At 61.5% G+C, this 13,698-nt stretch carries 11 protein-coding genes and 1 pseudogene; 9 read left to right on the top strand and 3 right to left on the bottom strand.

The window, feature by feature from the left end; translation table 11 throughout:
* The 4 genes and pseudogenes from VB672_RS22385 to VB672_RS22400 form a co-directional block, all read left to right on the top strand.
* Positions 1-212 (top strand): annotated as a pseudogene (locus VB672_RS22385) (methyl-accepting chemotaxis protein); the annotation flags it as partial.
* A 158-nt stretch (positions 213-370) separates the two neighbouring features.
* Entirely contained in the window at positions 371-616 is a 246-nt protein-coding gene (locus VB672_RS22390) for a hypothetical protein (RefSeq protein ID WP_329786408.1), read from the top strand.
* Positions 617-815: 199 nt separating this feature from the next.
* Positions 816-1,340 (top strand): hypothetical protein, encoded by a 525-nt coding sequence (locus tag VB672_RS22395; RefSeq protein WP_329786409.1) that lies wholly within the window; start codon positions 816-818, stop codon positions 1,338-1,340.
* A gap of 529 nt (positions 1,341-1,869) precedes the next feature.
* Positions 1,870-3,450, top strand: coding sequence for a polysaccharide lyase family 7 protein (locus VB672_RS22400; protein WP_329786410.1), 1,581 nt, complete (start codon positions 1,870-1,872; stop codon positions 3,448-3,450).
* Between the two features lie 100 nt (positions 3,451-3,550).
* Here VB672_RS22400 and VB672_RS22405 read toward each other — a convergent pair whose 3' ends face one another.
* Positions 3,551-4,243 carry a FadR/GntR family transcriptional regulator gene (locus tag VB672_RS22405; RefSeq protein ID WP_329786411.1) on the bottom strand — a complete coding sequence of 231 codons (693 nt, stop codon included), beginning with the start codon at positions 4,241-4,243 and terminating at the stop codon, positions 3,551-3,553.
* A gap of 299 nt (positions 4,244-4,542) precedes the next feature.
* Between VB672_RS22405 and VB672_RS22410 the strand changes: the two genes are divergently transcribed.
* The 5 genes from VB672_RS22410 (at position 4,543) to VB672_RS22430 (ending at position 9,391) form a co-directional block, all read left to right on the top strand.
* Positions 4,543-5,556, top strand: coding sequence for an aldo/keto reductase (locus tag VB672_RS22410; RefSeq protein ID WP_329786412.1), 1,014 nt, complete (start codon positions 4,543-4,545; stop codon positions 5,554-5,556).
* Positions 5,557-5,561: 5 nt separating this feature from the next.
* The gene (locus VB672_RS22415; RefSeq protein WP_329786413.1) at positions 5,562-6,404 is read left to right on the top strand and encodes an amidohydrolase family protein; all 843 of its coding nucleotides are present in this window, start codon (positions 5,562-5,564) and stop codon (positions 6,402-6,404) included.
* Positions 6,405-6,548: 144 nt separating this feature from the next.
* Entirely contained in the window at positions 6,549-7,289 is a 741-nt protein-coding gene (locus VB672_RS22420) for an ATP-binding cassette domain-containing protein (RefSeq protein ID WP_329786414.1), read from the top strand.
* The gene (locus VB672_RS22425; protein WP_329786415.1) at positions 7,289-8,338 is read left to right on the top strand and encodes an ABC transporter permease; all 1,050 of its coding nucleotides are present in this window, start codon (positions 7,289-7,291) and stop codon (positions 8,336-8,338) included. Before VB672_RS22420 ends, VB672_RS22425 begins: the two co-directional genes overlap by 1 nt.
* 117 nt (positions 8,339-8,455) lie before the next feature.
* Complete coding sequence (locus tag VB672_RS22430; protein ID WP_329786418.1) at positions 8,456-9,391, top strand: sugar-binding protein; 936 nt, start codon at positions 8,456-8,458, stop codon at positions 9,389-9,391.
* 102 nt (positions 9,392-9,493) lie between these two features.
* Here VB672_RS22430 and VB672_RS22435 read toward each other — a convergent pair whose 3' ends face one another.
* Positions 9,494-11,458, bottom strand: coding sequence for a mechanosensitive ion channel family protein (locus VB672_RS22435; RefSeq protein ID WP_329786416.1), 1,965 nt, complete (start codon positions 11,456-11,458; stop codon positions 9,494-9,496).
* Positions 11,459-11,795: 337 nt separating this feature from the next.
* A complete protein-coding gene (gene rarD, locus VB672_RS22440) occupies positions 11,796-12,725 on the bottom strand; it encodes an EamA family transporter RarD (RefSeq protein ID WP_329786417.1) in 930 nt (309 codons plus the stop codon).
* Positions 12,726-13,698: the final 973 nt, after the last annotated feature.

Raw genomic sequence — 13,698 nt, forward strand, 5'->3', positions numbered from 1 at the left:
GCGCCGCCACGGCCGAGATCGCCCGCAACGTCCAGGAAGCCGCCCGCGGCACCGAGGCCGTGACCGGCTCCATCGCGGACGTGCACCAGGGTGCCGGCGAGACGAGCACGGCGGCCTCTCAGGTGCTCGGCGCCGCCCGTGAGCTTGCCCGTCACTCCAGCGATCTGGGACAGGAGGTTTCAGCCTTCCTGTCAGGTGTGAAGGCCGCCTAGGACTTCTCCGCACAGATCCTTTCGAAAGCGCCCGGCTAAGAGGAGTCGGGCGCTTTTCTTTTGATCCTTCGGACCGGGCTGCCAATCTCCGGCAGAAAGCCATGGAAACCCTGTACCTGAGAGTTATATGGAAGGGAGCACCCGTCGAGACCCCGTTCATGCCCGAGACAGACGAACAGCCGGAAGACGAACTGGAAGAGCTGAACGGCACGAAGCGCGTCAACTTCCGCGACTATCCCAGCTCCGGTCTCGTGGTGATCGCGGCCCTCAGCTCAGGCTTGGGATGGATGCTGTTCAAATGGCTCGGCAAAAAGCGCAAGGCGCGAAACGGGGCTCCGGGAGAGACCGCGATCCCTCCGGCCTCCCCTGCTGAATCGGGACCGTCGGGCGATCAGACATCCTGATCGGCAACGCCTGCGCCCATGGCACGTGCTGCAGCGCACCGCCGCCTCCGGCCGATGAGATTACGTTAGGGAAATCGGCAGGAGGTATTGATGGCTCACGATGCTGTTTCCTTTGTTCTCGGCATCATTGCTCCGGTGGCTTTGGTCGGCTGGCTTCTTGTCTTACATTGATGGGCCACGCCGTTGCCAATGAGTCCTCATGAGATCTGTCTATACTGCCGCCCTTATCACCTGCGTTGCTGGTCTCGCTTTGAGTGGGGCTGCGCTCTCGGCCGAGCTGATGCAGGGCCGCTGCCGGATGGATTACTGCAACTGGTTCAGCATCGAGAGCCGCGACCTCGTCGGCTCCAACACGAAGGGCGCCCTCTTCAAGGTGATTTCCAAGGGATGGACCTCCCATCACCCGAACGGCAGCTACGACAAGCGCCGCCCCAGGACAGGCGGAGAGGCATCGACAGGTTACTATTTCTGTTCGAAGACAAAGCCATCGGCAATCTGGCAGAGTGATACAGAAGGATGGAAGGTCGCCGTCCTGAATCTGGGCTCTCCCTCCGGCGCCGAGGAGAATGCGGTCATCGAGTATTTCGCCGTATGCCACGGTGTGCGGAGCGGGCAGGACACCGGCGAGTCGTTCGATGCTCTTACGAAGCGCTTCGGCTACGTACCCGTCGAAAATGCCGATTTGCGTGATGTCGCACGGCCGGAAGACATCTTGAAAGACTAGCGGTCGGACGCCTTTCGTAACCAAGCGTTTACCTTTTAGGCGCAGCCTCATCAGGTGCCTGGCTGGCACGGTCCTCCCTCCGGCCGCAACGGCGGCCTCCCTAGAGCGCCAATCGACGAGGCGCTCTTTCTTTGACGCGGCTGAAACATCCCTCATCGCATCATCTTCGACATCCCACGCATCCGCACCCTTGCTTTACGGACTGAGATTTCGTCAAAGTATACTTAAGGTTTTTAGTCCTTCCTGGTCTCTTTAATCTCAGGAAGAGACAGGATCCTTAGCCGTCGAGATAGATTCTCCAGACGATGCCACGATGTTGCCTTATTCTGCAATCAGAACACAACAAGCGGATGATGAGGCATAAGTCTTAGCGGCCGCAGTATTGTGAGCGTCTAGACTAGCACTCATCTCTACCTGTACGTATCCTGCGTTTCCTTCCGCCGTAATCCTAGCAAGTTCTCCAAAGAACTGCACAATTCTTATTCAGAAGCTCCGCAAAAGGAGCTCGCTCAATTTTGGGGCAGACATCATGGCTTTGAACTCTTCTGTCGCGCCCAGCGGCAACTTTGACTTGTCCAATTGGAAAATCACACTTCCTGTCGATTCGAATGGCAGCTTCAGCGGCACTGCCATGGAAGTAAAAAACCTTTCCGGCTATCAGCATTCCAGGTATTTCTACACCGCTGCCGATGGAGCCATGACCTTCGTGGCGCCGGTCGAAGGCGCTACCACCAGCGGCTCGTCCTACGCCCGTTCCGAGCTGCGCGAGATGAACGGCACGGCCAACGCCGCCTGGAACCTTCAGACCGGCGGTTTCATGAGCGCCACCCTTGAGGTCGATGCCGCACCGAACCGCGACGGCATGGGCGGACGCATCATCGTCGGTCAGATCCATGGCAAGGACGACGAGCTCGTCCGCCTCTATTGGGAGAACGGCAAGCTCTATTTCGCCAACGATCAGGCCGGGTCGAACAACACCGAGACGAAGTTCTACTTCGTGAACGCCTCCGGCCAGCAGCCGGACGTGTCCCTTGACGAGCGCTTCTCCTACACGATCAACGCCAAGGGAGATAACCTCGAGGTGACGATCTTCGCCGACGGCCAGATCTACAAGTCGGTCAGCAAGATCAACAGCGTGTGGCAATCGGATTCTTTCTACTTCAAGGCCGGTGCTTATCTCGGCGCGAACGAGACCAACGGTTCGGGCTATGGCCAGACCTCGTTCTATGCCCTGAGCTTCAACCACAGCGGCGTCGTCACGACGCCGACGCAGCCGACTCCGACGCCCAATCCGACACCTGGGACGGATGATAACTCCGTCACGGCAACCGACGACATCTATGCTGCGACGGAAGACACGTCTCTCACGGTCTCCGCGGCTCAGGGCATACTCGCCAACGACGCTGCCGCCGACGCCGGCAAGGTGGCGATTGCCGGAACCTTCGCGACTGCTCAGGGCGGCAGCGTGAAAGTCAATGCCGACGGGTCGTTCACCTACACCCCGAAGGCCAACTTCTATGGCTCCGACAGCTTCAGCTACACGGCCAAGGATGTGGACGGCGACACCGATACCGGGACAGTGACCTTCAAGGTTGCCGATATGCCCGAGGCGCCCTCGACGCCTGTTCCGACTCCGACGCCAACCCCCTCACCGCGCCCCACCACCACGAAGACGATCAACGGCACGAGCAGCGCCAACAGCCTGACGGGCACGTCCGGCAATGATCGGATCGACGGCAAGGGCGGCGACGACAAGATCTGGGCCAAGAACGGCAGCGACGTGCTGATCGGCGGCACCGGCAAGGATACCTTCACGTTCGATACCAAGCCTGGCAGCGCCAATCTGGACGTGATCGTCGACTTCAATGTCGCCGACGACACGATCCGACTCAACGACACGGCGTTCACCAAGCTGAAGTCTGGGGCGCTGGTTTCGGGCAGCTTCGTCATCGGCACGAAGGCGTTGGATTCCGGCGACCGCATCATTTTCGACAACAGGACGGGTGCGCTTTCCTACGACGCGGACGGTACGGGCTCGACAGCGGCCGTGAAGTTCGCAGTCATCGAGAACCTTGCCAAACTCACGGCGGCGGACTTTATCGTCATCTAAGCAAGCAATCCCTCTGGGGCTTTCCGAAGCGGCTTCGGCTCAATCCGAGGCCGCTTTTTTGCGCTCTGCCGGGATCTCGGCAGGCGCGGTCTTTTTCGCCTCAGTCCCCGAGCCAGCGCTTCTTCGACCCCTCGAGATGCATTCGCATCGCAGCCTGCGCCATCAGCGGATCCCTAGCCTCCAGGGCTGCGTAGATCGATTCATGTTCCAGAAGTGCGGTGTGCCAACCCTCCCGGCTGTCGAACCTCACGCTGAGCTGAGCGGAAATCGGGCTATGGCGCTCGTCGAACAGGTCACGCACGATGCGCATGAGCACTGAATTGCCGGTCAGACTCGCAATGCCGAGATGGAACCGGCGATCCTGTTCGAGCGGATCACGTCCATCAGCAATATCGGCTCGCATCGCTTGGAGCGCCGCGCGAAGGGAGGCAAGGTCCTCAGGAGTCATGCGCGCGCAGGCGAGCGCAACAGCTGCTCCCTCGATCACAGCCCGAGCCTGCATGAGTTCCAACGGGCTCTCTCCCATCGAGCGCATCGTGCTGGCGGCCCGCTCGACAGGTGCGCAGACATAGACGCCCGACCCGGAACGGATTTCGACGCTGCCGTCGATCTCGAGAGCAATCAGCGCCTCCCGGAGCGAAGGGCGCGAAACGCCCAGTTGATGCGCCAGCTCCCGCTCGGCGGGAAGCCGGGCTCCCGGCAGGAATTGTTCGCCCTGGATCAGACCGCGGATCCGATCGGCAATCTGCTGGTAGAGGCGCTTGGGCTCGGGCGGCTTCGTTGCTGTCGACATGGGCTAAGGCCAAAGATTGGTCTGACCATAGGCATCGCTCTGAAACCTGGCAACGAGGATCAGAACAGCGCTTCCTTTTGACTTGACCAAATCTTCGTCCCGGCCATATTCCTATTGCGCTTGGATTGGCCTGACCAATTAAAGCCATCAGAGAGCCTTGCAGAGACAGGGCCTGTTGCAGAGGGAGGAACCATGCGAGGCGTCAGAGGCCATCTCTGCCGTTGCACCGGCTCGCCGATGAAGCCCCGAGACGCGCGGCGGTTTATCCAACCCTGTCGGCTATCGACCGAGAGCGCGTCATGAAGGTGTCGGCGCGCCGTACCCTTCCCCGCAGGGATCTGTCCCTCACCTGCCTCGGACTTGGCAGCGCGCCGATGGGAGGGCTTTACAGCCCCACCAGCTATGCCGAGGCTCAGGCAGCGACTGAAGCCGCATGGACACACGGCATCCGCTATTTCGATACAGCCCCCTATTACGGCTACACGCGATCCGAGCGCCGCCTCGGCGTCTTGCTGAGCGATCGCGAGCGGGCCAGCTACGTCATCAGCACGAAAGCCGGGCGCCTGATGCTGCCCGATGACAGCGTCCCCGACGAAGAGAGCGGCTGGGCTCAGCCTCTCCCGTTCCGCCCGACCTACGACTACACCTATGACGGCATTCTGAAATCCTTCGAGCACAGCCAGCAGCGCCTCGGCATCGTCAAGATCGACATTCTCTACATTCACGATATCGGCCGCTACACCCATGGCGACCGGCATGAGCATTACTGGAGCCAGCTCACCGCCGGCGGCGGATTCCGCGCGCTCCTGGAACTGCGTCGCAGCGGTCACGTCACGGCCATCGGGCTCGGCGTCAACGAGGCGGCGGTCGTTCAGGATGCCATGCAGGAAGTGGATCTCGACGTCGTCATGCTCGCCGGCCGCTACACGCTCCTGGAGCAGATGAGCCTTCCATTGCTGGAGCAATGCCTCCGTGCAGGAACCGGGATCGTCATTGCAGGCCCGTTCAATTCGGGCATTCTCGTCGGCAACAACAAGTTCGACTACGATGATGCTCCGCCGGATGTCGTGCAGCGCGTCCAGGCGCTGAAGGCCGTCTGCGACAAGTTCGACGTCCCGCTCCCTGCGGCGGCTCTTCACTTCCCTATGGCCCACCCCGCCGTCGTCTCCTGTGTGACTGGAGCCCGCAACCCTCAGCAGCTTCAGACCAACGTGGCATGGTTCGAGAGTACCGTCCCGGGCGAACTCTGGACAGCGCTCCGGAAACGCGGATTGTTGGACGAAGCCGCTCCCCTGCCCCGCGAAGGCGCATGAGTTCCATGCGGATCGATGCTCACCAGCATTTCTGGCTGATGCGCAACCGAGCGGGCCAGTGGCCGCCGCCAGAACTCGCGGACATTCATCGCGATTTCGTGCCGGAGGACCTGGAGCCGGCCCTGAAGGCATGCGGCATCGGCGGCACCGTCTTGGTGCAGTCCTTTCCGACAGTGGACGACACCGGCTTCATGCTCGATCTGGCGGATCGGCACGCGTTCATTCTCGGTGTCGTGGGCTGGGTCGATCTGAAAGCTCCCGAAGCCGCTCGCCACATCGCCCGCCTTGCAGTCCATCCGAAGCTGAAAGGCTTGCGACCGATGCTGCAGGATATCGCGGACATCGATTGGATCGATGATCCGCGCCTCGATCCTGCCATCGCGGCCATGAAGGATGCGGATCTGCGCTTCGATGCCCTGGTGATGCCACAGCACCTGAGGGCTCTGACCGCTTTCGCCGAACGTCACCCGGATCTTTCCATTGTGATCGATCACGGGGCAAAGCCTCGCATCGCAAGGGGCGAGATCCACCTGTGGCGCGAAGCCATGGCCGGTTTGGCCACTCTCCCCCATGTTCATTGCAAGCTCTCCGGCCTTCTCACGGAGGCCGGAGAGCGACGCGATGCGGCTGCGATCAGGCCTTATGCCGATGCTCTGCTCGAACTGTTCGGCCCGGAGCGCCTCATCTGGGGCAGCGACTGGCCTGTCTTGAGGCTAGCTGGGGATTATGAAGGGTGGCTTGCCATGTGCCAGGCCTTCGTGCCGGCCGGTCATCACGATGCGGTCTTCGGCGCGAATGCTCGCCGTTTCTACAAGCTCGATCCGAACCGAAACGGAGGAGTTGCATGATGCTGAGCATGCGGAGCGATCAACGACGCCCCCATCGCTTTCACCAAAGGTACAGATGACATCGCACGGGACCCCGTGCTTAGATCAGCGACGGCGCGAAGACGCCGCACAGGCGAGAGCCTGAAATTTGAGGGAGGAACGCTTTTGTCACTCCTCGTCTTGCAAGACGTCGGGAAGGAATTCGGCGCCATCCGAGCCCTGTCCCATGTCAACCTCACGATCAAGCCAGGCGAGGTCGTCGGCCTGATGGGTGATAATGGTGCAGGCAAGTCGACCCTGGTGAAGATCATCGCGGGCAACTTCCCTCCCTCGCACGGCAAAGTCCTGTTCGAGGATCAGGAGGTTCATTTCACCAGACCGGTCGATGCCCGCTCCGTCGGCATCGAGGTCGTCTATCAGGATCTCGCCCTGGCGGACAATCTCACGGCGGCCGCGAACGTGTTTCTCGGACGCGAACTGAGGCGCAAGGTCGGACCGTTCTCGTTTCTCGACCATGCGACCATGAACCAGCGGACGGCGGCTCTGTTTCGCGAACTCAAATCCGAGACGCGACCGGACGATCTGGTCCGCGCCATGTCGGGCGGGCAGCGCCAGGCGGTGGCGATCGCCCGCACGCGTCTGGCCAAGGCCAAGCTCATCCTCATGGATGAACCGACTGCCGCGATATCGGTCCGCCAGGTCGCCGAGGTTCTCGATCTCATCCGTCGCTTGAAGGACGCGGGCATCGCCGTCATCCTGATCTCGCACCGCATGCCGGACGTGTTCTCAGTCTGCGAGCGGGTGGTCGTGATGCGGCGCGGGACCAAGGTGGCGGACAAGCCGATCGATCAGTCGAGCCCCGAGGAAGTCACCGCGCTGATTACCGGTGCCAAGGAAGCGGCGTGATGAGCGAACTCTCTCCAGCAACCAGTTCCGACACAAGCGACTTCTCGAATGTGGGCCGGGCCCGCTGGTGGCGGCGCGGCTTCTTCGCAAGCCAAACCGCCTATGTGGCGGCTGCCCTCATCGTCATCATGATCGTGATGTCGTTCTTGAGCTCGGCCTTTCTCAGCCCGGGCAACCTGGCGAACGTCGCCAAGAACTTCTCCTTCGTGGGCATCGTGACGCTGGGGGTCACCCTCGTGATCGTCACGGGCGGCATCGATCTCTCCGTCGGCTCGACCATGGCCCTGTCGGCCATCACCTGCGCCATCGTCATGCAGGCGGTGAGCGGCACGGCGCTCGACAGCATCCCGCTGGCCGGAATGCTGGTCTCGCTCGGCGCTGGCCTCGGCGTGGCCCTCCTGATCGGCTTGGCGAACGGCCTGCTCATCGCCCGGGTCGGGCTCTCGCCCTTCGTGACGACCCTCGGCATGCTCTCGATCGTCCGTGGTCTCGCCTATGCGGTCACGGAAGGGCGCGGGCAGGCTCCGACGGGACCGGACGTGAACCTCTTCTACGACATCACCGACGGCAACATCGTCGGCGTTCCGGTCGCCATCATCTATCTGGTCATTCTCGCCGTGATCATCGGTGTCGTTCTTCATCACACGGCGTTCGGGCGGCACGTCTTCGCGCTCGGCGGCAACGAGAAGGCCGCAGCCCTCACCGGCATTGCGGTCGAACGGGTGAAGATTGCCGTCTACGTGCTGTCCGCGCTGTCCGCAGGCTTTGCCGGCATCCTGATGGTCGGATGGCTCGGCTCCGCTCCGGCCAATCTGGCGACGGGCTATGAACTGACGATCATCGCCGCGGCGGTGATCGGCGGCGCCAATCTCAATGGCGGCATCGGCGGGCCTGCAGGAGCGGTCATCGGTGCTCTTCTCATCGAGGTCATCCGCAACGGTCTCGTGCTCGCAGGCATCAACGCCTATTGGCAGATCGTGCTCGTGGGCGGGATCATCATCCTCGCGGTCCTGGTCGACCGCCTGCGGACCCTGCGCATGACGTCTTGAATACCGTTGTCGGAGGCAAATCGTGTTGCCTCGAAAGCGGATACATAAAGCCGGTCGACAGAAGCCGGTCACGAGATCCCAGCCATGGGGCCGATAACCAACCAGGAGGAAGACATGATGAAACGCCTGATCCTTGCCGCAGTCGCGGCCGCCGCGCTCACCGCCCCGGCCATGGCGCAGCAGACCTACAAGTTCGCCATCGTGCCGAAAGCGATGAACAATCCGTATTTCGACCTCTCCCGCGACGGCTGCATCAAGCGTGCGAAGGAGCTCGGGAACATCGAGTGCATCTACAAAGGTCCCGTCGAGCATGAACCGGCGAGCCAGGCTCAGATCATTCAGGATCTGATCAGCCAGAAGGTCGATGGCATCGCGATCTCCGTATCGGATGCGGCAGCAGCCGTGCGCGTGATCAAGGCTGCGCGTGACGCAGGCATCCCGGTCATTACCTTCGATGCCGATGCGCCGAACTCCGCCCGCCAGGCCCATGTGGGCACGGACAACCGGGCCATGGGCCGCGCCCTTGGCGAGGAGCTCCTGAGGCTGCGCCCAGAAGGCGGCAAATACGCTATGGTGTCCGGCGGTCCGGCGGCCGCCAACCTGAAGGAGCGCGTCGAAGGCGTGCGCGATGCTCTGAAGGGGTCCAAGTGGACCGAGGTGTCCGGTTCGCCCACCTATTGCAACGACGACTTGGCGCTCGCCGTGCAGCAGATGCAGGACCTCAAGACCGCCAATCCGGATCTCGCCGCCATCGTGCCTGTCGGCGGCTGGCCCATGTTCGTTCCCGAGGCCTACAAGAGCTTCGTGAACAAGAACAAGGCCGCCATGGACCAGAACAAGTTCACCCTGGTGGTGGCGGATACCCTGAAGGTCCAGCTTGAACTCCTGCGCGACGGTTATGCCAATGCCCTCGTGGGACAACGGCCGTACGAGATGGGCGAGAAAGCGATGGATATTCTCCTGCAGCTCAAGAAGGGCGAAAAGGTCCAGGACATCATCTACGCCGGCATCGACCGCGTGACGAAGGACAACGTGGCTTCCATGCTCAAATGAGCTGACATTTCATTGTATGGCCGACCCGCGCCCCGGAGGACTTTTCCCCTCCGGGGCGATCGCTTTATTCACTTTGGTCCAGCACGATTTGATGGGAGGCGCTTATTCCGCTATCCCTGACGGCTTGACGAGTTGGAGCCCCTCCTGCGCAACGGCAGGCATCGCGTCCCCACCGCCAGCGACCTGAACGGTCGGGAGCGCGAATTTGATCCCGTTCTCCTGAAACGCTTTCTTGATGCGAGCAAAGGCCTTGCGGCGGATCACGAATTGCTCGCCCGGGCGCGTCGTCATCTTGCAACGGATCTGAATTGCAAACTCACCGAATTGTTCGACACCCTGCATTTTGAGAGGCTCGATGATGTTCGGGGCGAACTCCGGGTCGGAAGCCATGTCCTGACCGATGCCCTTGATGATCTTGCGCGCCTTCTCCAAATCGGAGTCGTAGGTGATGCCGATCTGGAACTTGTCGATCACCCAATCCCGGCTCATGTTCTCGACCGCCCCAAGCTCACCGAATGGCACCGTGTAAACCGGCCCCCGATGATGGCGCAGTTTGACCGATCGCAGGGAGAAGGACTCGACAGTCCCCTTGTAGCTGCCGCTCTGAATGTATTCTCCGACCCGAAAGGCATCGTCGAGGAGATAGAAAACGCCGCTGATCACATCCTTGACCAGTGTCTGCGCACCGAAGCCAATGGCCACACCCGCAATACCTGCGCCCGCGATCAACGGGCCGATTTGAACTCCCAGCGCCGAGAGAACCATCAGCACAGCGACGACGGCCAGAACGGCGAAAATCACATTGCGGAAAATCGGGAGGAGCGTTCGCAGGCGCGCTTCTCGCGAAGCCGTTTCGCTGTCCACAGACGTCAGTGTCTGCGCGCGTGCGAGACGCCTGTCGATTAAGGTTTTCGTCACCTGCCAGACCAGATCGGCAACCAGCAGAATGACGATAGCGCTCAAGGCTCCTCTCACAAGGCGGGTCAGCAGCGTGTCGCGGCTTGTCATCTCGACCAAGTCGATGTGCCAGGCATAGGCCAGCAGCAGAACGGCGCCCGCAATGAGCAACGCCCGGATGCCGCGATCCAGATAAACGGCCGTCAGACCCGTTTGACCGGCGTTCTGTGCTTCCTCATGAGGGCGCAGGGCGTGGCGGCTTGCCTTCTCAGTAACGGAAATGGCTGTGGGGAGCAGGAGCGCGATGGCCGCCAGCCAGAAGAACCCCATGAGGCCTGCCACCCAAAGCCCCCAGAGAAGCACGAAATATAGGGAAAGAAGGCCGGAAGCGACCGTATGAGACAAGCGCCTCGGCGCTCCGCTCTCTGGTATCTCGCTCGATGGCAGCGTCGGACGCGTCCAGACGATCATGAGGGCGATGACGAGAAGCCCGAGACCAAGCGCATAGGCCACAACGGCGCGCGCTTCCGGCGCAAAGCCCAGGATCCTGAGCGCGTCGACGGTCGCCCACCCGAAGGCGAACCATCCGACGAGCAGGGCAAGGCGCTTGTGCCAGAACCGCGCCACCGTGGCGCTCGTCGGAATCAGGCGGAATCGATCGGCATTTCCTGGAGCGGATCGATCGGGCGCAAGAAGGAACCGGCTCGTCATCAGGACCAGCCGCAGCATGACGATGGCAACAAGATAGGCGACCACCACCTGCCTCAGGAGCGGTGGCCAATCAAAGGCCAGAAAGGCTCCGATGCTCCCAACCGAGAAGATTGCGATTCCAGCCAGATTGAAGACGAAACGCAAGGCTATTGCGTGCAGGCGCTCGGACGTGGTCGCGACCGGCTTGGTCGCGATCCGGTGCCGCGACGGCCTCGTCAATCTTCGGAAGAGCCATTCGGCGCCTGTCCCGAGGGCCAGAAAACCGATGATGAGGAACACTACGGCAAGCGGTCCTCGCCCCTGAAGCTCACCGAGGAGACGATCGGAGGCATTCCGGAACTCGTCGGGCAGCTGCGGCACGGCAGAGGCCAAGGCCGCAAGGCGCTCGCGCAGGCCCGTGATCCGCTGCATCATGATCTCCGACGCTGTCGGCTCGGCCGCAGGGACCGTTGCCGGCACGGGAGGCTTCTGCTGTTCGTCGATCCATGTGCGGACGGCTGGATCCTGCAGGAGCTGCAGCAATTGCTGAACTTGGGGCGGTGGTGGACTCTGAGACGACGCAGGCTGGGCGCTGGCCGTTGAGATGGCAAACGTCATCAACAAGAGAGCGAAGCCAGAAGAAAGTGCCGCCAGCCCTCTGCTCCAGAAGAACCCAAGCATCGCAGACAAGCACCTTCTCCTGAGCCTGCTTGAGGCCACGGCGCAGGCCCGGCCGCGGTTGGCCTCAGCATCGGGCCAAGCCATCGAAATGTCCACTGGGATCAGATGGTCGCGTTCTGTGTGTTCGGACCGTCCCCTAACCTGCGCTCGCAGGCTTCGGCACCGGAGAAGCCGATCGCAGGGCGCTCACGGTATAGATCGCGAGAGCGATCCAGATCAACCCGAACGCCAAGGCATCGATCCACCCGAATGCTTCGCCGTAGGCGAGGACGCCGAGCGCCAGCTGGCCGGAGGGTGCCAGATACTGCAGCAAACCGATGGTGGAGAGTTTCAGCCTTTGAGCGCCTGCCGCGAACCAGATGAGCGGCAGCGCGGTGCTGAGTCCAGTCAGGATGAGAAGCACGTCCAGGCGCCGGTCACCCTGGAAAGCCGGGGATTGGCCGTTCAAGGCGATCCAAGCCAGATAGCCCAAAGCTAAGGGTGTCAGCAGAAGCGACTCGACGCAGAATCCGACGAGCGGAGCGACCGGCACGATCTTCCGGACGAGACCATAGCAGCCGAAGCTGCAAGCCAGGGCCAACGCAACCCACGGCATCTCGCCCGAAGTGCCGGCGAGGACAAGCACGCCCAGCGCGGCAACAAGGCAAGCCACGATCTGAGCCGGACTAAGCCGCTCCCTGAGGAAGAGAACGCCCAGCACGACGTTCAGAAGCGGGTTGATGAAATAGCCGAGACTTGTCTGGACCAGGTGCCCGGAATTGACGGCCCAGATATAGATGAGCCAGTTGACGGCGATCAGGCCAGCGGAAAGGCCCAGGAGCAGCAACTGGCTGCCGAAGGTCAGAGCCTCAACAAGCTTGCGCCACTGCCGGCCGATGAGGATCAGGCCGAGCGCGAACGCACTGGCCCACACGATGCGGTGGGCCAGGATCTGAAGGGCGGGCACGGCCGAAACAAGCTTGAAGTGCAGAGGAACGGCCAAGCCCCACATGAAGAAGGCAGCCAGCGCGTAGAGAACACCAGCCCTTGTCCGATGGGCCTCGGAAGCCGCCGATCCTGTTTCCATATGAATCTGTCCCCTGCCCGATCTCCAGACAGCATATGCCGCGCTTCCGATCCCTCGCTCGTATCCCGATTCCCAGCGAGGCGGTAGCTCGAAGATCGCGCTATCCAGACAGCGGCCAAGAGACGTGAACGCATCATGGTCGCAGTCATGCACTGCGCGGAAGGCTGTGACAGCCTTCATCCCCAGAGCCCGGATTGAAGCGACCGCCGCCGGAGGGACCTCCTTACCGTTCTCGTCCTACGCGCAGCGGGATTGCGAGGCGGCTTGGACATGGCAAATTCTGGGAGCAGACCAGAAACCTGTCGCGAGGGTGCAAAAAGGTCGCCCCCGGCTCCAAGCCTCCCGAAGTCCAGATTGACGAGTTCACGTCATATGACGAGTGTCAGTCGTCCCACCAATCCCGCGGCCCCTGCTTGCAGCGGTATCCGACGAAACAAGCGGGTGTCTCGAGGCTCGGCACGTATGCCGATTGGGCATACTCCGTCACATCACAGAACGTTTGATCGCGCACGAACCGATCATATGTGAAACCGCCGGTTCCCAGCACAATAGCGCCTCTCGTGAACACAAGCTGGCGACTTGCGCCGCATGGCATGTTCACCGTTGAGGGACGTGTTTGAGCCTGGGCACTGGCCGCCACCAAGGAGATAGCTAAGGCAATCGCAACCTTATCCATTGTCTTCTCCCGTTTCTGGAACGTCATTCTGCCATCAAACGGGACAAAATTCGAGCTGGCGTGGTTTTGAAAGACGGGCCAGGTAAAGAGCCTAATCACCTTGGCAATCGTGCCCAGGATGGGGTGATCGCTCTGCTGCTCCCATGAAGCTGCTTTTGAGGGAGCAAACCTTCGAACCTGTGAGGCTCAAACCCTTATCCTGTAAGTGGTACAGCCGCCCCGGCTCGAACGGGGGACCCCCAGATCCACAATTTCGAGGGTACTCAGGATCAAACGCGGAAATCCTTATCGGGCAAT

The organism is Microvirga sp. CF3016 (assembly GCF_036314085.1).
Classification (GTDB): Bacteria; Pseudomonadota; Alphaproteobacteria; order Rhizobiales; family Beijerinckiaceae; genus Microvirga.

Coding starts and splice junctions, on each gene's coding strand:
- VB672_RS22410 (WP_329786412.1), top strand. CDS start 4,543: ATGAAGGTGTCGGCGCGCCGTACCCTTCCCCGCAGGGATCTGTCCCTC.
- VB672_RS22400 (WP_329786410.1), top strand. CDS start 1,870: ATGGCTTTGAACTCTTCTGTCGCGCCCAGCGGCAACTTTGACTTGTCC.
- VB672_RS22390 (WP_329786408.1), top strand. CDS start 371: ATGCCCGAGACAGACGAACAGCCGGAAGACGAACTGGAAGAGCTGAAC.
- rarD (WP_329786417.1), bottom strand. CDS start 12,725: ATGGAAACAGGATCGGCGGCTTCCGAGGCCCATCGGACAAGGGCTGGT.
- VB672_RS22430 (WP_329786418.1), top strand. CDS start 8,456: ATGAAACGCCTGATCCTTGCCGCAGTCGCGGCCGCCGCGCTCACCGCC.
- VB672_RS22425 (WP_329786415.1), top strand. CDS start 7,289: ATGAGCGAACTCTCTCCAGCAACCAGTTCCGACACAAGCGACTTCTCG.
- VB672_RS22395 (WP_329786409.1), top strand. CDS start 816: ATGAGATCTGTCTATACTGCCGCCCTTATCACCTGCGTTGCTGGTCTC.
- VB672_RS22415 (WP_329786413.1), top strand. CDS start 5,562: ATGCGGATCGATGCTCACCAGCATTTCTGGCTGATGCGCAACCGAGCG.
- VB672_RS22405 (WP_329786411.1), bottom strand. CDS start 4,243: ATGTCGACAGCAACGAAGCCGCCCGAGCCCAAGCGCCTCTACCAGCAG.